General features: G+C 62.4%; 20 protein-coding genes and 1 riboswitch. Of the genes, 10 read left to right on the top strand and 10 right to left on the bottom strand.

The window, feature by feature from the left end:
- Positions 1–17: 17 nt before the first annotated feature.
- From OCV66_RS06290 to OCV66_RS06280, 3 genes are all read right to left on the bottom strand, one after another.
- Positions 18–776, bottom strand: a complete 759-nt coding sequence (locus OCV66_RS06290) for a sporulation initiation factor Spo0A C-terminal domain-containing protein (RefSeq protein WP_054326857.1) — start codon at positions 774–776, stop codon at positions 18–20.
- A 224-nt stretch (positions 777–1,000) separates the two neighbouring features.
- Entirely contained in the window at positions 1,001–2,611 is a 1,611-nt protein-coding gene (locus OCV66_RS06285) for a recombinase family protein (RefSeq protein WP_082396958.1), read from the bottom strand.
- Entirely contained in the window at positions 2,608–2,748 is a 141-nt protein-coding gene (locus OCV66_RS06280) for a hypothetical protein (protein WP_153802380.1), read from the bottom strand. The genes OCV66_RS06285 and OCV66_RS06280 overlap by 4 nt, the downstream gene beginning before the upstream one ends.
- Before the next feature lie 110 nt (positions 2,749–2,858).
- Here OCV66_RS06280 and OCV66_RS06275 point away from each other — a divergent pair, with 110 nt between their 5' ends.
- Both OCV66_RS06275 and OCV66_RS06270 read left to right on the top strand, forming a co-directional pair.
- Positions 2,859–3,311 carry an NAD(P)-dependent oxidoreductase gene (locus tag OCV66_RS06275; protein ID WP_243182375.1) on the top strand — a complete coding sequence of 151 codons (453 nt, stop codon included), beginning with the start codon at positions 2,859–2,861 and terminating at the stop codon, positions 3,309–3,311.
- Entirely contained in the window at positions 3,308–3,898 is a 591-nt protein-coding gene (locus OCV66_RS06270; protein ID WP_054326906.1) for a dipicolinate synthase subunit B, read from the top strand. Before OCV66_RS06275 ends, OCV66_RS06270 begins: the two co-directional genes overlap by 4 nt.
- Before the next feature lie 44 nt (positions 3,899–3,942).
- On the opposite strand, the gene ribH is transcribed toward OCV66_RS06270, so the two are convergent.
- From ribH to OCV66_RS06240, 6 genes are all read right to left on the bottom strand, one after another.
- Entirely contained in the window at positions 3,943–4,407 is a 465-nt protein-coding gene (ribH, locus tag OCV66_RS06265) for a 6,7-dimethyl-8-ribityllumazine synthase (protein ID WP_054326856.1), read from the bottom strand.
- Positions 4,408–4,425: 18 nt separating this feature from the next.
- Positions 4,426–5,634, bottom strand: coding sequence for a bifunctional 3,4-dihydroxy-2-butanone-4-phosphate synthase/GTP cyclohydrolase II (locus OCV66_RS06260; RefSeq protein WP_054326855.1), 1,209 nt, complete (start codon positions 5,632–5,634; stop codon positions 4,426–4,428).
- Between the two features lie 21 nt (positions 5,635–5,655).
- Positions 5,656–6,297 carry a riboflavin synthase gene (locus OCV66_RS06255; RefSeq protein ID WP_054326854.1) on the bottom strand — a complete coding sequence of 214 codons (642 nt, stop codon included), beginning with the start codon at positions 6,295–6,297 and terminating at the stop codon, positions 5,656–5,658.
- Positions 6,279–7,376, bottom strand: coding sequence for a bifunctional diaminohydroxyphosphoribosylaminopyrimidine deaminase/5-amino-6-(5-phosphoribosylamino)uracil reductase RibD (gene ribD / locus OCV66_RS06250; protein ID WP_390126114.1), 1,098 nt, complete (start codon positions 7,374–7,376; stop codon positions 6,279–6,281). Before ribD ends, OCV66_RS06255 begins: the two co-directional genes overlap by 19 nt.
- Before the next feature lie 154 nt (positions 7,377–7,530).
- A riboswitch (FMN riboswitch) is annotated at positions 7,531–7,658 on the bottom strand.
- Between the two features lie 154 nt (positions 7,659–7,812).
- The gene (locus tag OCV66_RS06245; protein WP_147573964.1) at positions 7,813–9,552 is read right to left on the bottom strand and encodes an ammonium transporter; all 1,740 of its coding nucleotides are present in this window, start codon (positions 9,550–9,552) and stop codon (positions 7,813–7,815) included.
- Positions 9,553–9,763: 211 nt separating this feature from the next.
- Positions 9,764–11,851: a glutamine synthetase III family protein gene (locus OCV66_RS06240; protein ID WP_107630854.1), complete on the bottom strand. Its 2,088-nt coding sequence runs from the start codon at positions 11,849–11,851 to the stop codon at positions 9,764–9,766.
- A gap of 391 nt (positions 11,852–12,242) precedes the next feature.
- Here OCV66_RS06240 and OCV66_RS06235 point away from each other — a divergent pair, with 391 nt between their 5' ends.
- From OCV66_RS06235 to purF, 8 genes are read left to right on the top strand one after another with little or no spacing between them, the layout of a single operon-like run.
- Positions 12,243–13,340: a class II glutamine amidotransferase gene (locus OCV66_RS06235; protein WP_107630855.1), complete on the top strand. Its 1,098-nt coding sequence runs from the start codon at positions 12,243–12,245 to the stop codon at positions 13,338–13,340.
- Positions 13,340–14,845 (top strand): glutamate synthase-related protein, encoded by a 1,506-nt coding sequence (locus OCV66_RS06230; protein WP_107630856.1) that lies wholly within the window; start codon positions 13,340–13,342, stop codon positions 14,843–14,845. Before OCV66_RS06235 ends, OCV66_RS06230 begins: the two co-directional genes overlap by 1 nt.
- Positions 14,846–14,858: 13 nt before the next feature.
- Complete coding sequence (locus OCV66_RS06225) at positions 14,859–15,287, top strand: 4Fe-4S dicluster domain-containing protein (protein WP_107630857.1); 429 nt, start codon at positions 14,859–14,861, stop codon at positions 15,285–15,287.
- Positions 15,288–15,292: 5 nt separating this feature from the next.
- On the top strand, positions 15,293–16,534 hold the full coding sequence (locus OCV66_RS06220; protein WP_054326850.1) for an NAD(P)/FAD-dependent oxidoreductase: 1,242 nt from the start codon (positions 15,293–15,295) through the stop codon (positions 16,532–16,534).
- Positions 16,531–17,259, top strand: coding sequence for a GltB/FmdC/FwdC-like GXGXG domain-containing protein (locus tag OCV66_RS06215; RefSeq protein WP_054326849.1), 729 nt, complete (start codon positions 16,531–16,533; stop codon positions 17,257–17,259). Before OCV66_RS06220 ends, OCV66_RS06215 begins: the two co-directional genes overlap by 4 nt.
- A gap of 46 nt (positions 17,260–17,305) precedes the next feature.
- The gene (locus tag OCV66_RS06210; protein ID WP_147573963.1) at positions 17,306–18,625 is read left to right on the top strand and encodes a glutamine synthetase family protein; all 1,320 of its coding nucleotides are present in this window, start codon (positions 17,306–17,308) and stop codon (positions 18,623–18,625) included.
- A gap of 51 nt (positions 18,626–18,676) precedes the next feature.
- Entirely contained in the window at positions 18,677–19,249 is a 573-nt protein-coding gene (locus tag OCV66_RS06205; RefSeq protein ID WP_054326848.1) for an ANTAR domain-containing response regulator, read from the top strand.
- A gap of 53 nt (positions 19,250–19,302) precedes the next feature.
- A complete protein-coding gene (gene purF, locus OCV66_RS06200) occupies positions 19,303–20,667 on the top strand; it encodes an amidophosphoribosyltransferase (protein ID WP_147573962.1) in 1,365 nt (454 codons plus the stop codon).
- Between the two features lie 37 nt (positions 20,668–20,704).
- Here purF and OCV66_RS06195 read toward each other — a convergent pair whose 3' ends face one another.
- Positions 20,705–21,097, bottom strand: coding sequence for a VOC family protein (locus OCV66_RS06195; RefSeq protein WP_054326847.1), 393 nt, complete (start codon positions 21,095–21,097; stop codon positions 20,705–20,707).
- Positions 21,098–21,101 lie beyond the last annotated feature (4 nt).

Here is a 21,101-nt window from a genome sequence, read left to right as displayed (position 1 = left end):
AACGACCTGTTTTTGCGTTACCCCTCTTCGTCCTGTCGGCTCAGATAGTCCAGGATCGCCTTGATAAAGCGTCCGTTGCTGATTCTGCCCCGCATCCTGACCGCCATCTCGCCAAAATACCGTTCCAGCACGGACGCCTCGCAGTCTTTCCAGATCTTTTTGACCGTATACCGGATGTCCCGCTCCACATTTGCCGGCGTTGTGTCGCGTTTGCGCGCGATCGCCGGATAGATCTCCTTGGTCAGGCCGCTGTTCTTCCGCCGGCAGGCGCAGACCGCGTCGACCGTATAGGCGTAGCCCTTGGAATCGGTGCGCAGGTCAAAAGCCTTAAACACCTGGTCCACCTGCTTCCGGAAGCGGGTTTCCTCGGATAATTCCTTTTCCCGTTCCTCCATGCCTGCCGCCCACAGCCGGATATGGTCGTACAGCGCGTCCTCCTTCAGCGGCTTGCGCATCATATAATCGATGGACAGCACGTTGCATTCGGCAAGCACCTGTGCCCCTTGGAACGCGCTGAGCAGAAGAATCGTCTCTTTCCCGCCCTGCTCCCGAATGCGGGAAGCCACCGTCAGCCCATCCACATGGAACAGATCGGTATCCAGCACAACCAGCCCGGGCCGCGTATCGCGATACAGTTCCAGCGCCCGCGCCCCATCCTCGGTCCATCCGGCTAGCTCGATCTTCCCGTTCTCCGGCAAACGGCGCGCGACATATCGGGAAAGCTCGCTGTCCGCACAGGCCAGCAAAACGCGGAGCTTTTGTTTTTCATCCGCCATCTTTGATCTTCTCCTATGGCCACTTTCCTGTTTTTCGGCCTTATATTTCTCTGTTCTATATTTTTACATATCTCTTCCATTGGTTCAAGTGCCAAAAAGATTTATTTTTCTCAAAATATCGACACAAATCGACAAAACTATCCCCTGACTTCCGTCTGCGGCAGGGCGGCGCGGACAGAAAGAGCGGGTTTCCGCAAGGCGGAAACCCGCTCTTATTTTTTGCATTAGGTATCCGGTAGCAGCGTGCAGCGTATGTCCTCCGGCCGCAGGCCAGCTCCGCGCCTGGGCGGCGCATATTGCAGCCGGAACGTCACCGCCAGTCCACGCAGCCGCACCAGAACTCCCCCCTCCCCAATGCGCATCTGCTCCAAAAGCTCGCCGTACACCGCTTCACACCGGAGCGCCTCGGTTTCCAGGAACGCCCGAAGAGCCGTCCGGCCATCCCCTGTGCGCGCCGCCTGCCACTGTGCCTCCAACGTCCGCTCCTGCCCGTCCAGACGCGCGAGCGCAGCGTCATAACGCGCGCGCAAGCTGTCCAGCTCCTCTTTTGTGATGCTGTGTCCCAGCCATGCGTCCAGCGCGTCCCCCCGCCGCTGTAGCACGCGCTGCCTGCGCTCCCGCAGGCGCTCCAACGCCACAGGCACGCCGCCGTCCTCCGCCTGTTCCACCAATTCGGCCGTCTCGCGGATCAGCCGGCCGACGTCCAGCCCCAGCCGTTCCACCACCACGTCCATGCAGGTGCAAAGCGCCTGGTGAGGCATCATCCGCATATCGCAGCCGTCAGGGGTCTCCCGTCCATCGGTATGCCGCGGGCCGTGCCTTCCCCGTGCGGCGCACACCCAATACCGGTATACCTCACCTCCCGCGCGCCGCCGCCGGCGCGGAACGAAGCGGCGGCCGCAGGCCGCGCAAATGAGCTTTCCCGAGCACCAGTACCGGCGGACGCAGCGCCGTCCCTGCGCGCCGGCCGGTGCGCGGCGCGCAAGCTCCTGCTGCGCCTGCTCGAAAACTGCGCGTGGGACGATCGGCTCGTGGTGATCGCGCAGGTATATCTGCTCCTCCTCCCCCCGATTGACCTGTTTTTTGTGATCCAGGAAATCCGGCGTATACGACTTTTTCTGCAGCAGGTCGCCACAGTATTTTTCATTCCGCAGCAGACGCAGCACCATCGTGGAGGACCACGGCTTCCCTTTGGCGCGGGGCGGCTCGACGCCCGACTCAGACAGCTCCCGCGCGATCACAAAGGTTCCTTTCCCCTCGTTCAGAAATTTGCGGTATACCAGCCGGATCACCTCCGCCTCGTCCTCCTTCACCGTCAGCCTGCCGTGGAGCAGGGAAAAGCCGTAGATATTGTTGCACCCGAACACCACGCCGTTCTCCATGGAGCGCCTTTGCCCCCATTTGACCCGCTCCGAGGTCTTGCGGCTTTCCTCCTGCGCCACGCTCGCCATAATCGTCAGGCGGAACTCGCCGTCGTTCTGACGAGTATCGATCCCGTCATTGATGAATACCACGCCCACCCCGTACCGCCGGAGCCGCCGCGTGCAGGCCAGCGCATCCACCGTGTTGCGGGCGAAGCGGGACACCTCCTTGGTCAGGATCAGGTCGATCTCCCCCTCCTCCGCGGCGGACAGCATCTGCTGAAAGGCCGGCCGGTTGCGCGCGGCGGTGCCGGACAGTCCCTCGTCCGCATACACCCGCGCCAGCTCCCAGTCCGGCTGGCTGCCGATATACTCCGCGAAATAGCGGCGCTGGTTTTCCAGGGAGTTCCTCTGGTCGTCCTGCGATGTCGATACGCGGCAGTACGCGGCGACCCGAAGCTTTGCGCCGGTCACCGTTCGCCTGCGCGCAGCTTATCCAGCGCGCGGTCCAACTGTGCCTCGTTGATCTGTCCCGCTTCACGCAGCTTCTTCAGCAGACCCGTCTTGACCGCCCTGCACAGGTTCTCCCGCTCCTTTTCCTCCATCCGCATACCGTTTCCCTCCTCCCTGCCAGCATATGCCGCCGTATCCCCCCGGTATTCCTGCGGGAGCCTATACCGCTAACGATGTACCTACCTGCGAAGGCGCCCTACAGCTCGCTATGGAACAGACCGAGCATACCCTGCAGGGCGCGTCCTGCCTGGTCATCGGATATGGGCGTATCGGCGCGCTGCTCGCCCATAAGCTGCACGCGCTGGATGCCGCCGTCACGGTTTCCGCCCGTTCCCCGCGGGATTTCGCCAGGATCGAGGCCGATGGCATGCGCGCGCTCGACACCCGCAGCCTTGCCGGACGGCTCAGTGCGTTCCAGCTCATTTTCAACACTGTCCCCGCGCCGGTGCTCGGCGCTGCGGAGCTGTCCAGCCTTTCCACCGGCTGCCTGGTCATCGATCTGGCTTCCCTGCCCGGCGGCATCTCCGCGGACGCGAAGCTGCCGGCCGGCTGCCGGCTGCTGCACGCGCTCTCCCTCCCGGGACGGGTCGCACCGCTGTCCGCGGCGCGCGCCATCCACGATACGGTACTCACCATTTTGCAGGAGGAATCCATATTATGACCGCTCCGATCCGCATTGGCTTTGCCCTGACCGGCTCGTTCTGCACCTTTGCGCGCGTGATGGATGTCATCCAGACGCTTGTGCGGCAGGGCTGCGAGGTCACGCCGATCCTGTCCTTCCACGCCGCCCAGCTCGACACCCGCTTCGGCGACGCCGCCATGTGGCGCGGCAAGCTCTTTGCCCTGACCGGCCGCCAGCCGATCGATACCATCCAGGCCGCGGAGCCGATCGGCCCCAAAGGCCTGTTCGACGTACTGGTCGTGGCGCCCTGCACGGGCAACACGCTTGCCAAGCTCGCGCACAGCGTAACCGACACGCCGGTCGTCATGGCGGTTAAAAGCCATCTGCGCGGCGACAAGCCGGTTGTGCTCGCGGTATCCACCAACGACGGGCTTTCCGGCAGCGCAGCCAATATCGGCGCGCTGCTCAACCGCCGCTATTATTACTTTGTCCCCTTCCGCCAGGATGCGCCCGACGCCAAGCCCCGCTCGCTTGTGGCGGACATGGAGCGTATTCCGGATACCGTCCAGGCTGCGCTGCAGGGGCGCCAACTCCAGCCTCTGCTGCTCAGTCCTGCAAACGTGTAAAGAAAAGACCATCCGAAACGGATGGTCTTTTCTTTGTCTGCGGGTCAGCGCAGCTGCGGAAGCAGATCCACAAGCTCCAGCGCCGCCAGAGCCGCGTCCGCACCCTTGTTGCCCGCTTTGGTACCCGCACGCTCGATGGCCTGCTCAAGGTTCTCGGTCGTAACCACGCCGAACAGCACGGGTACGCCGGTCTGCAGGCCCACCTGCGCAATACCCTTGGAAACCTCGTTGCACACATAATCATAGTGCGTAGTCGAACCGCGTATGACAGCGCCCAGACAGATGACCGCGCAGTACTGCTCGCTCTGCGCGAGCTTTTGCGCCGCGAGCGGTATCTCAAATGCGCCCGGCACCCAGGCGAGCGTGATATCATCCGTATCCACGCCATGCCGCACCAGCGTATCCTCCGCGCCCGCAATCAGCTTGGAGACAATGAACTCATTGAACCGAGCCGCGACGATTGCAAATTTCCCTTTCCCCGCGACAAGCTTGCCTTCCAGTACATTCATTTCGGTTTCCCTCCTGTTTTATATGGTTTTCTGGAACAGATGCCCCATCTTGATCTTTTTGGTGTGCAGGTAAAACGCGTCGTCCTCCTGCGGCGCGATCTCAATCGGCACGCGCTCAACGATCTCCACGCCGAACCCGTCCAGTCCGTAGATCTTTTCCGGATTGTTGGTCAGCAGGCGCAGCTCCCGCGCGCCGAGATCTTGCAGGATCTGTGCGCCGATCCAGTATTCGCGGAGGTCGGGCGCAAAGCCGAGCTTAACGTTGGCCTCTACCGTATCCCAGCCCACCTCCTGCAGCTCATAGGCCTTGAGCTTGTTAATCAGGCCGATGCCGCGGCCCTCCTGCCGCATATAGAGCAGCACGCCACGGCCCTCCTTTTCGATCTGCTGCATGGCGGCCGCGAGCTGCTGCCCGCAGTCGCACCGCCGCGAACCGAACACGTCGCCGGTCAGGCATTCCGAATGGACACGGCAGAGCAGGTTCTTCCCGTCCCCGATCTTCCCTTTGACGAGCGCGACATGGTGCTCGCCGGTCAGGTCGTTGACATAGCCGTAGATCTGGAATTCCCCAAAGCGTGTCGGCAGCTTGGCGCTGGCCTCGCGAACCACATGCTTGTCATGCCTGCGGCAGTAATCCTGCAGGTCGCGGATGGCAATGACCGCAACACCCCACTCGCGCGCCTTTTCGAGCAGTTCGGTCGTGCGCATCATGGTGCCGTCGTCGCGCATGATTTCACAGCACAGGCCGCACTCCTGCAGCCCCGCTATGCGGCACAGGTCGACCGTTGCCTCGGTGTGTCCGTTGCGGGTCAGCACGCCGCCCCGGCGCGCGGTCAGCGGGAACACATGGCCCGGCCTCCGGAAGTCCGCCGGCCCTGCGGCCGTATCCGCACACGCGCGGCAGGTCAGTCCGCGCTCCTCGGCGGAGATGCCGGTTGACGTATCCACATGATCGACCGAAACGGTAAACGCGGTATGGTGATTGTCTGTATTGACCTTGACCATCTGCTCAAAGCCGAGCCGAGCCGCGATTTCCGCGCTCATCGGCGTGCAGATCAGCCCTTTGGCATGGGTCGCCATAAAGTTAACGTTCTCCGTGGTCGCAAATTCCGCCGCGCAGATCAGGTCGCCCTCGTTCTCGCGGTCCGGATCGTCGATCGCCATGATCAGCCGGCCGGCGCGCAGCTCGTCAAGCGCCTGTTCGATGGTTGCAAAGTTTTGCTGCATGATTCCGCCTCCCTCTTTCTGTTAAAAGCCGTGTTGGCTGAGAAATTCCATAGTGACGTCCGTCTGCCGGGCGGTATGCGGGGCAAGCAGCTTTTCCACATACTTGCCGATCACATCGCATTCCAGATTCACCCGTTCGCCCTGCCGCTTGCCGAGCAGGGTGGTCTGTGCGCCGGTATGCGGTATGATGGACACGGCAAAGCCCTGTCCGTCCACCTGCGCGACCGTCAGGCTGACGCCGTCGATCGCAATCGAGCCCTTTTCCACAATGTACCGCAGCAGAGCCGTGGGCGTCTTGACCGACAGCCAGACCGCGTTATCCTCGCGGAGGAGCGACGCGACCGTCCCCGTGCCGTCGATATGTCCGGACACGATGTGTCCGCCTAACCGCCCGTCCGCGGGCATCGCGCGCTCCAGGTTGACCGGCGCGCCCGCGCGCAGCTCCCCCAAGTCAGAGCGGCGCAGGGTTTCTGCCATCACGTCCGCGGTAAACGTCCGCCCATCCAGCTCCGCAGCCGTCAGGCATACGCCGTTTACCGCTATACTGTCGCCGCACCGTGTCCCCGCGAGCACGGCATCGGCCGCAATCATCAGCCGCGCGCCCCGCGCGCCGTGCGCGATGCGTTCGACGCGCCCGACCTCCTCTACAAGTCCTGTGAACATGGCAGGTATCCCTCCAACAAAAAGTCCTCTCCAACCGGCTCGGCGGTCAGACCGGTCAGACGCCACGCATCTGCCATCCGAGCAAGCCCCTGCCCGCCGGCCGGCGTCCTGGCCGTGCTACCGCCGAGCAGCTTGGGCGCGATATACGCCTGCACCTTGCGGACGATGCCGGCTTCCAGCGCGGCGAACGCCAGCGTCGTGCCGCCCTCCAGCAGGATACTGTCCACGCCGCGCGCGCCGAGCTGCCGCATCAGCTCGCGCAGATCGACCCGTCCATCCCGCTCCCCGCAGAGCAGGATCTGCGCGCCCGCCTTTTTGAGCGCGGCAGCCCGCTCATTCCAGCCGACTGCCGCGATTATGGTCGGTATCTCGCCCGCGCTTTGGATCAGGCGGCTGTCCAGCGGTGTGCGCGCCCGACTGTCGCACACAATGCGCAGCGGATCACGCCCGCCAGGTATGCGGCAGGTGAGCAGCGGATCGTCCGCCAGCACCGTGTCCACGCCCACCATGATTGCGGAAAGCTGCCCGCGCACCTCATGCACTCTGCACCGTGCGGCCTCCCCGCTCACCCAACGGCTGTCGCCCGAAGCGGACGCAGTCTTGCCGTCCAGCGTCATCGCGTATTTATACACGACAAACGGCGTCCGGTGCTGGATAAAGTGGAAAAACACTTCATTCAGCCGCCAGCACTCCTGTTCCAGCACGCCGGTCTCGACCTCCACGCCCGCCTCGCGCAGCAGGCGCACCCCTTTCCCGTCGACGAGCGGATTAGGGTCCGTGCATCCGACCACCACGCGGGCGATACCCCGCTCCAAAATCGCGTCCGTGCAGGGCGGCGTGCGGCCCCAGTGGCAGCAAGGCTCCAGCGTGACATACAGCGTCGCACCCGCGGGGTCCTCCGTGCAGGCAGCCAGCGCATTTCGCTCCGCATGCGGCCCGCCGCACGTCTCATGCCATCCCTCGCCGATCACGCGCCCGCCGCGGGCGATCACACAGCCCACCATCGGATTCGGGCTGACCCGTCCCGCACCGCGCCGCGCCAGCTCGAGCGCCCTGCGCATCAGAAGCTCCTCTTGCAAACGGCATCATCTCCCAATAAAAAATGTCCCGAAAGCCGCAGACTTCCGGGACATATATGGCGCGCCGCCAAACAAAAAATCCTGAAACGCCGCGCGACGTTTCAGGACGGTAAACAAGCGAATCAAACAAAGGGGCATCCCCCTTTTGCTTTCACACTTTCTTCTTTCATCCAGACTATACTGTCGGCCTCGGAGTTCCACCGAGTCATGCTTCCGCCGGAAAGGCGTCCGCTCGCGGGCTGTACCGCCGGTAGGGAATTGCACCCTGCCCTGAAGAAATCTGTTTATTCGGTTTTCCTGCAGAAAGCTTTCTGCTCTTTCAGTATACACCCTTCCCCACAAAATGCAAGCATAAATTTTCATCTGGCCTCCGGTTTCTGCAGAAAGTGAGACAGAGCAGCCGCCCTGTCCCACTGTTCCGGCTTGTTCCCCTCGATCAGTCGTCGTACTGCAGCGCGTCGTAGCCCTCCGCGCCCGTGCGCACCTTGACCGCGTTTTCCACATCGTACACAAATATCTTTCCGTCGCCGATGTGGCCGGTGTACAGCACCTTTTTGGCCGTTTCGATCACAGTCTCGACCGGCACCTTGGATACCACGATCTCCATCTTGATCTTGGGCAGCAGCGTCACGTCCACCTCCGCGCCGCGGTAGTACTCGGGCGCGCCTTTCTGCGTGCCGCAACCGACCACATTGGTCACGGTCATGCCCGCAATGCCGATCTCGTTCATCGCGTTTTTCAGCACCTCGAATTTGGACTGCTTGGCAAGGATGACCACCTTGCTCAGCTTGTGTCCGCCGCTGGACGCTTCGGATGTAATCTTAGTGACCGGCACCGCCTGAGCGGGCGCGGCCGCGGCCGCAGCCGCTTCCCCTGTGTCGTCCTGCGCCGCCTTGGTACCCAGCACGGACGGAACCACCGGCATAAAGTCCGCATAGGCGGAGGGCAGGCCGTGCTCGGGCTTGTCAAGGCCCATGATCTCTTCGGCCTCGCTGACGCGCAGGCCGACCGTATGCTTGATGATCTGGAACACCACGGTCATCGTGACCGCGACCCACGCGATCACCACGGCCATGCCGAGCGCCTGGATGGCCAGCGCGTGCCAGCCGCCGCCGTAGAACAGGCCGACCGGCGCCACGTCGTTCGTACCGTAGGCGTAGTAGCCGAACAGGCCGACCATCAGCGTGCCGGTCGCGCCGCACAGGCCGTGTACACCGACCGCGCCAACCGGATCGTCCACCTTGAGCTTCTGGTCGATGAATTCAATGCCGAACACCACCACAAAGCCCGCAATGATGCCGATGATGGCTGCGCCGAAAGGTGTTACCGTGTCGCAGCCCGCCGTGATGGCTACCAGGCCGGCCAGCGAGCCGTTGAGCGTCATGGAAACGTCCGGCTTCTTGTAGCGCACCCAGGTCACGCACATAACCGTGACTGTCGCGACCGCCGCCGCCATGTTGGTGGTGACGAACACGCGCGCCGCGGTTTCAGCCGCGCCGTTCGACAGCGCGACTGTCGAGCCGCCGTTGAAGCCGAACCAGCAGAACCACAGAATAAACACGCCCAGCGCGCCTAGGGTCAGCGAGTGGCCGGGGATCGCGCGCGCCTTGCCGTCCTTGGTGTACTTGCCGATACGCGGGCCGAGGATGGCCGCGCCCACGAACGCCGCTACGCCGCCGACCATGTGTACCGCAGTCGAACCGGCGAAGTCATGGAAGCCAAGCTCGGCGAGCCAGCCACCGCCCCAGATCCAGTGACCGGAGATCGGGTAGATCACCGCCGATATGACCATGGAATAGATGCAGTAGGCCGAGAACTTGGTGCGTTCGGCCATGGAGCCGGACACGATGGTCGCGGCGGTGGCACAGAATACGGTCTGGAAGATCAGCGTCGTCCAGTCGTAGCCTTCGCCGACCACACCGTCCGCCAGAAGGTCAAAGCCGCCGAACACGCCGTTCATCGAACCGAACATGATGCCAAATCCGACCAGCCAGAAGATCGGCGTACCGAGTGAAAAGTCCATCAGGTTTTTCATGATGATGTTGCCCGCGTTCTTAGCCCGGGTAAAGCCGGTTTCCACCATCGCGAAGCCCGCCTGCATGAAGAACACCAGTGCGGCTCCGACCAGCGTCCACCCAGTATCCATCGAGGCGGCAAGGTTTACAAGGTCTTGCATGAGAAAATCCCTCCTAAAAAAATTTGGCGTGTATCTCCGGTCCCAAGGCCGGAAATACACGCCGTTGTGTATGATAATTTTTTACACACGAAAATTGCTTTGCCGCGCCCTTTGCCCCAAGGCTGTCGGGCCGCGTCATTCGAGTATCGAAACCAGACTTCTCCGGAACCTGGTTTCGTATACAGGGAGACTTTTCAGGTCCCCTGTCCGTTCAGGTATAAAACAGGATATCCGCGTAGGTCGGGAACGGCCAGTACTCCTTGCCCACCATCCGTTCCAGCGCGTCGGACGGCTTGCGTACGGCGTCCATGCACGGGAGTACCTCATCGTGGTAATAATGCGCGAGCGTTTCCGCGTCCGCTTTCGGCACAGCCTCCACGGCTTCCTCCAGCGTGGATACCGCGCACTCCAGCGCATCGTTCAGGGCGGATACCTGCGTCAGCAGGCGGGTTTCCGCGCCGCCCGCAAGGCCGAGCTGCTTCTTGGCCAGCGCGCCGTCCGCCACCGCGCGCTCGAACGACAGGCAGGCGGGCAGGATCTCGCGGCGCGCCATGTCGCGCATGGTGAGCGCCTCGATGTGCAGGGTCTTGTAATACTCCTCAATCACGGCCTCCTCGCGGGACTCCATTTCCAGCTTGGTATACACGCCGTGCGTCTCAAACAGACGGATGTTCTTTTCATCCGTGTAGTGCGGCAGCGCCGCGTCCGTGGACTTGAGGTTGAGCAGGCCGCGCTTTTCCGCTTCCGCGACCCAGCTTTCGTCGTAGCCGTTGCCGTTGAAAATGATGCGCTTGTGCGCCTTGATCTCACGCCGCAGCAGCGCGGTGAGCGCCGCCTGGAAGTCCGTCGCGCCGTCCAGCTCATCCGCGAACTGGCGCAACTCCTCCGCGACCGCAGTGTTGAGCATGATGTTCGGGCAGGCGATGTTGAGCGAGGAGCCCAGCATGCGGAACTCGAACTTGTTTCCGGTAAAAGCAAAAGGCGAGGTGCGGTTGCGATCGGTGGTGTCTTTCTGGATGTCCGGCAGCGCGGACACGCCGAGATCCATCTTGGTCTTGGCCACATCCGTGTAATCCCGCCCTGCCTCGACTGCATCCAAGATTGCCTGCAGTTCGTCGCCGATGAACATGGAGATGATCGCCGGCGGGGCCTCGTTCGCACCCAGGCGGTGATCGTTGCCCGCGGAGGCGACCGAGATGCGCAGCAGGTCCTGATATTCGTCCACGGCCTTGATAACCGCAGTCAGGAAGAGCAAAAACTGCAGGTTGCCGCTCGGCGCCTTGCCAGGCTCGAGCAGATTCTCGCCCGTGTCGGTCGAGATCGACCAGTTATTGTGCTTGCCCGACCCGTTGACGCCCTCGAACGGCTTTTCGTTGAGCAGGCAGACGAAGCCGTGCCTTTCCGCCACACGCCGCATGACCTCCATGGTGAGCTGGTTGTGGTCGGTGGCGATGTTGGTCGTGGTGAACACCGGCGCCATCTCATGCTGGCAGGGGGCGACCTCGTTGTGCTTAGTCTTGGCAAAAATACCGAGCTTCCACAGCTCCTCGTCCAGCTCCTGCATAAACGCCGCCACACGCGGACGGATGGAACCGAAGTAGTGATCCTCCATCTCCTGCCCCTTGGGCGGCATGGCGCCGAACAGCGTGCGGCCGGTGAAGATCAGGTCTTTGCGCTTGGCATAGTCCGCCTTGTCGATCAGGAAGTATTCCTGTTCCGGCCCAACCGTGGTCGTCACGCGCTTGACGTCCTTGCCGAACAGCTTGAGCACGCGGCACGCCTGCGTGCTGAGCGCGTCCATCGAGCGCAGCAGCGGGGTCTTTTTGTCCAGAATTTCGCCCGTATAGGAGCAGAACGCGGTGGGGATGTACAGGGTGCCGTCCTTAACGAAAGCGTAGCTGGTCGGGTCCCAGGCCGTGTAGCCACGCGCCTCGAAGGTCGCGCGCAAGCCGCCGGAGGGGAACGAGGACGCGTCCGGCTCGCCGCGGATCAGCTCCTTGCCGGAAAACTCCATCACGACCCCACCGTCGTCCGTCGGGGAAATGAACGAGTCGTGCTTCTCAGCCGTGATGCCGGTCAACGGCTGGAACCAGTGCGTATAATGCGTTGCGCCCTTTGAGAGTGCCCAGTCCTTCATCGCGGTCGCCACGACCGGCGCGACCTCGGCGTCGATCGCCGTACCCTCGCGCATGGTCTGCTTCAGCTTTTTGTATACGTCCTTGGGAAGACGCTCCCGCATCACAGTCTCGTTAAAGACCATGCTGCCGAACAGCTCCGGTACATTTTTCGCCGTATTCATATCGATTCGCTCCTTACCGTCTGTCAAATGGCAACAAAAAAGCGCCGTGGGTGTCATTCCCACAGCGCCTTTGCTGCTTACAAGCGCAGTATACGCGCCCCGCCGCAGTTTGTCAACCCCCTTTGGCCGGATTTTTTACTCGCTCACCTTTTTTGTTGCAATCTGCCGGTTTAATCCCGTCCCATCCCCTCCCGTTCTGGGCAAAGCGCAAAAAATCCGCATTTTCTTTTAAACCCGCTTGACGTTTGTGCGCGCCTGTTCTACAATAAAAGAACGGACAACGGCGTCCGCTGCAAAGGAGCATTCTGCTCGTTTGCGGCGGGCGCTTTTCTTTTTATCCTTTTCTGGAAAGCGAACCCGGCACGCCGGGCAACATAAGGAGGAAACACCAATGCTGCAAAAAGAAGGTCAGGTCCGCATCCCGGCCGGCTGCGCGATCTCCGGTATCTTCCACAAGGACGGGACACGGGAAACCGGGGAGCGCATCATCGCCTCCATCCGCCCCATGCATGACCGCTCGAACGGGCTGGGCGGCGGCTTCGCGGGCTACGGCATTTACCCGGAGTACGCCGACTACTATGCGTTCCATGTATTTTATGACACGCCGGAGGCCAAGGCCGCCTGCGAAAAGGAAATCGAACACCATTTCGACATCGTCGACCTGTCCAAAATCCCCACGCGCCGCCACCCGCGCATCACGGACGAACCCATGATCTGGCGCTACTTCGTCACCCCGCTGCACACCAAGCTCACCTCCAGCCAGCTTGATGAACGCGAATTCACCTCCCGCTTCGTCATCCGCATCAATCACACACTGGACGGCGCGTATATTTTCTCCTCGGGCAAAAACATGGGCGTGTTCAAGGCCAGCGGTTTTCCGGAGGACGTCGGCGAATACTATATGCTGGAGAATTACGAGGCTTACTCCTGGACCTGCCACGGTCGCTATCCGACCAACACCCCCGGCTGGTGGGGCGGCGCGCATCCCTTTGCCCTGCTGTCCACGACCGTCGTCCACAACGGCGAAATCTCCTCGTACGACGCCAACCGCCGCTTTATCGAGATGTTCGGCTACTCATGCGACCTGCTGACCGACACCGAGGTCATCACCTATATCGTCGACTACCTGGGTCGCAAGCTCGGCCTGACCTACCGCGAGATTGCCAACGTCATCGCCGCGCCTTTCTGGTCCACCATTGAAAAGCAGGCGCCGACCGAGTGCGAGCGCCTGACCTACCTGCGCAACGCCTTCGCCTCCCTGCTGGTGACAGGTCCGTTTTCCATCCTGGTCGGCTACACGGGCGGCCTGATGGCTCTCAACGACCGGCTCAAGCTGCGTTCGATGGTCGTGGGCGAAAAGGGCGACACGGTGTACATCGCGTCCGAGGAATGCGCCATCCGCGCCATCGAGCCCACGCTCGACCGTATCTGGGCGCCGCGTGGCGGCGAGCCAGTGATCGTCAATCTGCATGATGGAGGAAAGCAATAATGGCTATCGACTTTTTGTATCCGCAGTATGAGGTCGTGCGCAATTACGACCGCTGCATCGCCTGTCGCGCGTGCGAGCGGCAGTGCGCCAACGAGGTACATTTTTACGACCCCGAGTTTCAAAAGATGCAGGCCGACGAGTCCAAGTGCGTCGCCTGCCACCGCTGCGTTTCCCTCTGCCCGACGCGCGCGCTGAAGATTGTCAAGACCGACCATACCTTTAAAGAAAATGCGAACTGGACGGGCAAGGCCATCTCCGAGGTCTACCGTCAAGCTGGCACGGGCGGCGTGCTGCTCTCCTCCATGGGCAATCCGGAACCGTACCCTATCTACTGGGATAAGATCCTCATCAACGCCTCCCAGGTCACCAATCCCTCCATCGATCCGCTGCGCGAGCCCATGGAAACGCGAACCTTTCTCGGCAAAAAGCCTGGCAAAATCGAGCGCGACGCGGACGGCAACCTAGTACCCAACCTGTCTCCCCAGCTCGAGCTGCGCGTGCCGGTCATGTTCTCGGCCATGAGCTACGGCTCGATTTCCTACAACGCGCACGAGTCGCTCGCCCGCGCGGCCTGCGCGCTCGGCACCTACTATAACACCGGCGAGGGCGGCCTGCATCAGGACTTCTATCAATACGGCCCGCACACCATCGTGCAGGTTGCGTCCGGCCGCTTCGGCGTACATAAAGACTATCTGGAGGCGGGCGCGGCCATTGAAATCAAAATGGGCCAAGGCGCAAAGCCCGGTATCGGCGGCCACCTGCCCGGCCACAAGGTCGGTCCGGATATCTCGCGCACCCGCATGATCCCAGAGGGTACGGACGCCATTTCGCCTGCCCCGCACCACGACATCTACTCCATCGAGGACCTGCGCCAGCTCGTCTTTTCGCTCAAGGAAGCAACCGCGTACAAAAAGCCGGTGCTGGTCAAGATTGCGGCCGTGCATAACGTGGCGGCCATCGCCTCGGGCGTGGCGCGCTCGGGCGCGGACATCATTTGCATCGACGGCTACCGTGGCGGCACGGGCGCGGCCCCGACTCGCATCCGCGACAACGTCGGCATCCCGATTGAGCTCGCGCTTGCGGCGGTCGACCAGCGCCTGCGCGACGAGGGCATCCGCGACCAAATTTCGGTCGTGGTCGGCGGCTCCATCCGCAACGCGGCCGACCTTTTGAAAGCCATCGCGCTCGGCGCGGACGCGTGCTACATCGCGACCAGCGCGCTGCTTGCGCTCGGTTGCCATCTGTGCCGCACCTGCCAGACCGGCAAGTGCAACTGGGGCATCGCGACCCAGCGCCCCGAGCTGGTCAAGCGCCTGAATCCGGACATAGGCTCACAGCGGCTGGTCAACCTAGTTACTGCCTGGGATCATGAACTCAAGGAAATGATGGGCGGCATGGGCATCAACTCGATCGAGGCCCTGCGCGGCAACCGCCTGATGCTGCGCGGCATCGGCCTGAGCGACCGCGAGCTGAGCATCCTCGGCATCAAGCACGCGGGCGAATGAGGAGGGAAACTGCATGAAACGAGTCTATGTCAATGAAAAATGGTGCCTGGGGTGCCATTTATGCGAATATTACTGCGCGTTCGCCAACTCGGGCAAGTCCTCGATGGTCAAGGCGCTCAAGGACCACAAGATCGCGCCCCGAATCCGCATCGAGGAGCGCGATAACATCTCCTTTGCGGTCAGCTGCCGCCACTGCACCGACCCGCTATGCGTCAAGGGCTGCATTTCGGGCGCGCTGTCCATCGTGGATGGGGCCGTGCAGATCGACTCGGACAAGTGCGTTGGTTGCTACACCTGCATCCTGTCCTGCCCCTATGGCGCGCTGTCCACTTCGAATGAGGGCGCGGTGCAGAAATGCGAGCTGTGCGCCAAAAACGCGTTCGGCCAGCCGATGTGCGTGCAGGGCTGCCCGAACAAGGCCATCGTATACGAGGAGAGGTGAACGCTATGAACTATGTCATCATCGGAGGCGGCACCGCCGCAGTCGGCACGATCGAGGGCATCCGCGCGGTCGATCAAACCAGCCCCATCACGGTCATTTCGGACGAGCCGTATCCGGTATACGGCCGGCCGCTCATCTCCTACCTGCTGCTCGGCAAGACCACGGAGGAGAAAATGCTGCGGTACCGTCCCGCGGATTTTTACGAGAAAAACGGTGTGACCACCCTACTCGGCCGCCGCGCGGCCAAGGTGGACGCGGCCGCGAAAACCGTCGTGCTCGAGGACGGCGCGGCCGTTCCCTATGACAAGCTGTGCCTGTGTACCGGCTCGCGGCCGTTCGTACCGCCCATGGAGGGGCTGGATGCGGTGGAAAACAAAACCAGCTTTATGACACTGGACGACGCCAAGCGATTGGACGCTCTGCTGGGCGCGGGGAACGATAGGCGCGTACTCATCGTGGGCGCGGGCCTTATCGGTCTGAAATGCGCCGAGGGCATCCAGCAGCGCGTATCCGAGCTGACCGTCATCGACCTGGCCCCGCGCATCCTGCCCAACGTACTCACCGAAGCGCCGGCCGCCATCATCCAGAAGCACCTGGAGGGCAAAGGCGTGCGCTTCCTGCTGGGCGATTCGGTCGCGCGGTTCGAGCCGCACACCGCCTATCTCAAGAGCGGCGGGACGGTTGACTTTGACGTCCTGGTGGTCGCGGTCGGCGTACGGCCGAACATCGAGCTGGCCGCCGATACGGGCTGCGCGGTCGAACGAGGGATCTTAATCGACGAGCATTCGGCCACGACCGTGTCCGACATCTACGCTGCGGGCGACTGCACGGTCTCGCACGACATCGCGGCCGAAACCGACCGCATCCTCGCCATCCTGCCCAACGCCTACATGCAGGGCGAGACCGCGGGCAAGGCCATGGCGGGCGGCAGCGCCTGCTTTGACAAGGCCATCCCGATGAATGCATCGGGTTTCCTCGGGCTACATATGATAACCGCAGGCTCGTACGACGGCGAAACCTACCTGGAGCAGGACGGGGAGCACTACAAGCTGCTCGTCACACGCGACAACCGTCTGGTCGGATTTATCCTCATCGGGGATGTGGACCGCGCGGGCATCTACACCTCGCTCATCCGCGAGCAGACCCCGCTTGACAGCATTGACTTTGATTTAATCCGCGAGAAGCCGCAGCTGATGGCATTCTCCCGCGCTGAGCGCGCGAAACAGTTAGGAGGCGCACACGGATGACCACAGCACATGCAAACCTTACCTATTATAAAGAACTCAATGAGCAGCTCCGTCAGATTGACGATACCGAAATCACCATTGAGAACGCGGTCGGGCAGCGCTATCTGGGCTGCGGCTCGTCCGGCAAGACCCTGACCATCCACGGCACGCCGGGCAACGGTCTCGGCCAGTACCTCAACGGCTCGACCATCGAGGTGTTTGGCAACGCGCAGGAGGCGGTCGGCGACACCATGAACGACGGCGACATCATTATCCACGGCAGCGCGGGCGATGTCTGCGGCTACGGCATGCGCGGCGGGCGCATCTTTATCCAGGGCGACTGCGGTTACCGCGGCGGCATCCATATGAAGGCCTACCAGGACCACTTCCCAGTGGTCGTCATCGGCGGCCGGGCCGGCTCGTTTCTGGGCGAATACCAGGCGGGCGGCCTCATCCTGGTACTCGGCATCGGGCAGGACGGCGCGTTCCCTGCCGGCAATTTCTGCGGCACCGGTATGCACGGCGGCAAAATTGTGCTAAGATGTGATCAGGCGCCCGCAGGCCTGCCCCGGCAGGTGCTGGTCAACGAGGCTTCTCCGGAGGAGGCTGCGTCCTTCGCCCCTTATATCGATGATTTCTGCCGGCTGTTCGGCGGCGACGCCGCCGCGCTCAAGGCGCAGAAATATTATGTACTTTCGCCCAATCCGGAAGCGGGCTACCATCAGCTTTACACATATGAAAGCTGAACGACCGAAGCGGGATATTGTGATTTTCAGAGAGGAGCGCGGCTTTATGGATACCACCGTCAGCGAAGTCGTACAATTTATTGCAGAAAATGATGTCAAATTCATCCGGCTCGCCTTTTGCGATATTTTCGGAAACCAGAAAAATATCGCTATCATGCCGTCCGAGCTGCCGCGCGCCTTTGCGCACGGCATCCACTTCAACGCCTCCGCGCTGCGAGGATTCCTCAACGTGGAGGACAGCGACCTGTTGCTCTTCCCCGACCCATCCACGCTGTCCATCCTGCCGTGGCGCCCGTCGCAGGGCCGCGTCGTGCGTTTCTACTGCGATATTAAGTATCCGGACGGCCGTCCGTTCGAGGGGGACGGGCGGAACATCCTGCGCGCTGCCTGCCAGCGCGCGCGGCGCGCTGGTTATTCGGTCACCATGGGTACCGCGAGCGAGTTTTACCTGTTCGAGCTGGACGAGACCGGCGCCCCGACCTCGCTCCCGCATGACCACGGGGAGTATTTTGATGTCGCGCCGCTCGACAAAGGCGAAAACGTGCGCCGCCAGATCTGCCTGACGCTCGAGGAAATGGGCATTCAGCCCGAGTCCTCGCACCATGAGCAGGGGCCGGGCCAGCACGAAATCGACTTCCGCTACGCGGACGCGCTCGAGGCGGCGGACAATTTTGTCACCTTCAAATGGGTGGTCAAATCCATGGCCGCGTCCAGCGGCCTGTTCGCCTCCTTCCTGCCCAAGCCGCTGCCCGACGCGCCGGGCAACGGCCTGCACCTGAGCATAACGGTCTGCAAGGATGGTCACAACCTGTTCCATCCGCGGTTCGATCAGGCGGACGAGGGGCGCAGCTTTGTGGCGGGCATCCTGCGCCACAGCGCGGAGTTGACTGTTTTCGGCAACCCACTGACCAATTCCTACGCCCGTCTGGGCGAGTTTGAAGCGCCCAAGTATATCACCTGGTCGCACCAGAACCGCTGTCCGCTCATCAGCATCCCACTGGCGCACGGCGACGCCCCCAACCGGATGAAGATCCGCGCGCTCGACGGCTGCATCAACCCGTATATCGTGTTTGCGCTGCTCATCCACGCCGGTCTGGACGGGGTCGAGCAGAAGCTACCGCTGGGTCCCGCCTGCGACGTCAACCTGTTCACCGCGCCGGCCGAGGTCGTGTCCCGCTATGATGCGGTACCCGCTTCGCTGTGCGAGGCGATCCGGCTGGCACAGCAGAGCCGCTTTATCGACGCGCATCTGACGGCGCGCACGCTGGAGGGCTTTTTCAGCGCAAAGCAGGTTGAGCACGACCGCATCGCCGCCGCCCGCAACCGCCCCGCCGCCGAGCATGAGATGTATTTCGCGCGCTATTGACCACAGGGCGCTTGCCGCCCGTACAATTTGACGGAAAGGGGGAGGCCCGCCTTGGAGCGCATTCTTCTCATATCCTCCACGCAGAAGTCCCAGGCCACGCTCGCGCAGTTCCTGGCCTCCTGCGGCATGCAGGCGCAGACCATTCCCACCGCTTCAGGCGCGGAGGCAAGGCGCGCCCTGCTGGACGGGATATTCGACATTGTTCTCATCAACACGCCCCTGCCCGACGAGTTCGGCCATGAGTTGGCGCAAGCCGCCGCGCACGAAACAGCCGCCGGTGTGCTTCTGCTCGTCAAATCCGAGCAGGCAGACGCCGTTTCCGAGTTGGTGGAGGCGGACGGCGTGTTCGTCCTGCCCAAGCCGCTCAGCCGGCCTCTGTTTTTCCAGGCGCTGCGCATGGTCCGCGCCGTGCATGCGCGTCTGGACGGGCTGCAGAAAGAAAACCAGCGCCTGCAGAGCCGCATCCAGGATATCCGCCTGGTAGACCGCGCAAAATGTATTCTGATCGAGCTGCGCGGCATGACCGAGCCAGAGGCGCATGCCTATATCGAACAGCAGGCCATGAACGGTCGCAAAAGCAAGCGGCAAGTCGCGGAGGAGATCCTCGGTCTGAGCCAGTTCTAAGCGGCTTTTTGCGCCCGTGCTGGCTATCTCAAGCGAATCGGAGGAGTTTTTTCGTGTCAATCCATGAAGAATGCGGCGTGTTCGGCGTCTACGACCCGCACGGCGACTGCGCCCGCACGACATACTACGGCCTGTACGCCTTGCAGCATCGCGGCCAGGAGGCCTGCGGCATCGCGACGATAAACGACCGCGAACTTTCATTCCACAAGGACATCGGCCTGGTCGGCGAGGTATTCAGCGCGGATGCGCTCGACCGGCTCGGCGGCACCATGGCGGTCGGCCATGTCCGCTATTCCACCACCGGCGGTACGCGCCGCGAAAACGCGCAGCCGCTGACCATCAAATATGTGAAAGGAACGCTTGCGGTGGCGCATAACGGCAACCTCGCGGGTACGGCCGAGCTGCGCACTGCCTTTGAATACCGCGGCGCCATCTTCCAGACCACCACGGATTCCGAGCTGATCGCCTACGCCATCGCGCAGGAGCGGCTGCGCTGCCGCTCGGTCGAGGAAGCGGTCTGCCAGGCGCTCCGCGACCTGCGCGGCGCGTATTCCCTGATTGTCATGTCGCCGCAGAAGCTGATCGCCGCGCGCGATCCCTGGGGCTTCCGCCCGCTCTGCATGGGACGGCGCGGGGACGCTGTGGTTTTTGCCTCGGAAACCTGCGCGCTGAGCGCGGTGGGTGCAGCGTTTGAGCGTGAGCTCGACCCGGGCGAGATCGTGGTTGTGGCAAACGGCGGGGTGCGCTCCATCCGTGAAAACTGTGAAAACGCTTCCAGCCACATGTGCATTTTTGAATATATCTATTTTGCCCGTCCGGACTCGGTGATCTGCGGTCAGTCCGTCCACGAGGCGCGCCGCAACGCCGGCAGGTTCCTCGCGCGGGAATATCCGGTCGCGGCCGACGTTGTGATCGGCGTACCGGATTCCGGTCTGGACGCCGCGATGGGCTACGCTGAGGAGTCCGGCATCCCTTACGGCACGGGCCTGGTCAAAAACCGCTATGTGGGCCGCACGTTTATCACCCCCGGCCAGCAGAGCCGCGAGCAGGCGGTACGCATCAAGCTCGGCGCGCTACGGAGCTGCGTGCAGGGCAGGCGCGTAGTCATGATCGACGACTCGATCGTGCGCGGCACGACCTCGCGGCAGATTGTATCCCTGCTGCGGGAGGCGGGCGCGGCTGAAGTGCATATGCGCTCCTCCGCTCCGCCGTTTGTCTCCCCCTGCTATTTCGGCACGGACATTCCAGACAAGGACAACCTGATCGCCTGCCGGTACTCGGTGGAGGAGATCCGCGCGCTGATCGGTGCAGACAGCTTGGGCTTTCTCAGCCTGGACGCGCTGCACCAGATCGCGCCGGAAGCCGCCTGCGGCTTCTGCGACGGCTGCTTCACCGGCAAATACCCTATCAGTGTATAAAAAAGTCATGGCGAAAAACCGCCATGACTTTTTCTCTTTACAGCATTTGCAGCAATTCTATCTGTTCGCCGGACGGTCCGGTGAAAAACCAGTTCTGCAGGCCGCCGAAGGTGTCGGGCAGCACGCGCTTTTCCGGCGTGGTGAACGAAAACACACCCGCGGCCTTGATCGCCGCCACCACCTTGTCCAGATCATCCACATACACGGCAAAATGCGGGATGCTGCCGACACCCGAAGGTACCAGCTCGCCTGCCGGTGGCTGGATCAGCTCCAGCACCAGACCGCCGAACTCGACCAGCGCCAACAGCTTTTCACCCACGCTCGAACGCGCGGTGACCGTGCCGCCGATCTTTTCGTAAAACGCGATGCTTTCCTCCATGTCCGCCGTATTGACCGCCACATGGGCAAGCCCTTTATAGAGTTCTTTCATGGTC

It is taken from the genome of Agathobaculum ammoniilyticum (assembly GCF_025567315.1).
GTDB classification, from domain to species: Bacteria; Bacillota; Clostridia; order Oscillospirales; family Butyricicoccaceae; genus Agathobaculum; species Agathobaculum ammoniilyticum.
Note: the sequence above shows the minus strand (reverse complement) of the source record. Positions and strands in the feature narration are given on the sequence as shown.

What these genes read in the sequence shown, in the direction of transcription:
- OCV66_RS06280 (WP_153802380.1), bottom strand. Translation starts at nt 2,748, where the DNA reads ATGCGGATGGAGGAAAAGGAGCGGGAGAACCTGTGCAGGGCGGTCAAG.
- OCV66_RS06240 (WP_107630854.1), bottom strand. Translation starts at nt 11,851, where the DNA reads ATGAATACGGCGAAAAATGTACCGGAGCTGTTCGGCAGCATGGTCTTT.
- OCV66_RS06195 (WP_054326847.1), bottom strand. Translation starts at nt 21,097, where the DNA reads ATGAAAGAACTCTATAAAGGGCTTGCCCATGTGGCGGTCAATACGGCG.
- ribH (WP_054326856.1), bottom strand. Translation starts at nt 4,407, where the DNA reads ATGAATGTACTGGAAGGCAAGCTTGTCGCGGGGAAAGGGAAATTTGCA.
- OCV66_RS06275 (WP_243182375.1), top strand. Translation starts at nt 2,859, where the DNA reads ATGGAACAGACCGAGCATACCCTGCAGGGCGCGTCCTGCCTGGTCATC.
- OCV66_RS06255 (WP_054326854.1), bottom strand. Translation starts at nt 6,297, where the DNA reads ATGTTCACAGGACTTGTAGAGGAGGTCGGGCGCGTCGAACGCATCGCG.
- OCV66_RS06210 (WP_147573963.1), top strand. Translation starts at nt 17,306, where the DNA reads ATGGATACCACCGTCAGCGAAGTCGTACAATTTATTGCAGAAAATGAT.
- OCV66_RS06220 (WP_054326850.1), top strand. Translation starts at nt 15,293, where the DNA reads ATGAACTATGTCATCATCGGAGGCGGCACCGCCGCAGTCGGCACGATC.
- OCV66_RS06215 (WP_054326849.1), top strand. Translation starts at nt 16,531, where the DNA reads ATGACCACAGCACATGCAAACCTTACCTATTATAAAGAACTCAATGAG.
- OCV66_RS06245 (WP_147573964.1), bottom strand. Translation starts at nt 9,552, where the DNA reads ATGCAAGACCTTGTAAACCTTGCCGCCTCGATGGATACTGGGTGGACG.
- OCV66_RS06260 (WP_054326855.1), bottom strand. Translation starts at nt 5,634, where the DNA reads ATGCAGCAAAACTTTGCAACCATCGAACAGGCGCTTGACGAGCTGCGC.
- OCV66_RS06235 (WP_107630855.1), top strand. Translation starts at nt 12,243, where the DNA reads ATGCTGCAAAAAGAAGGTCAGGTCCGCATCCCGGCCGGCTGCGCGATC.
- OCV66_RS06225 (WP_107630857.1), top strand. Translation starts at nt 14,859, where the DNA reads ATGAAACGAGTCTATGTCAATGAAAAATGGTGCCTGGGGTGCCATTTA.
- OCV66_RS06270 (WP_054326906.1), top strand. Translation starts at nt 3,308, where the DNA reads ATGACCGCTCCGATCCGCATTGGCTTTGCCCTGACCGGCTCGTTCTGC.
- OCV66_RS06230 (WP_107630856.1), top strand. Translation starts at nt 13,340, where the DNA reads ATGGCTATCGACTTTTTGTATCCGCAGTATGAGGTCGTGCGCAATTAC.
- OCV66_RS06290 (WP_054326857.1), bottom strand. Translation starts at nt 776, where the DNA reads ATGGCGGATGAAAAACAAAAGCTCCGCGTTTTGCTGGCCTGTGCGGAC.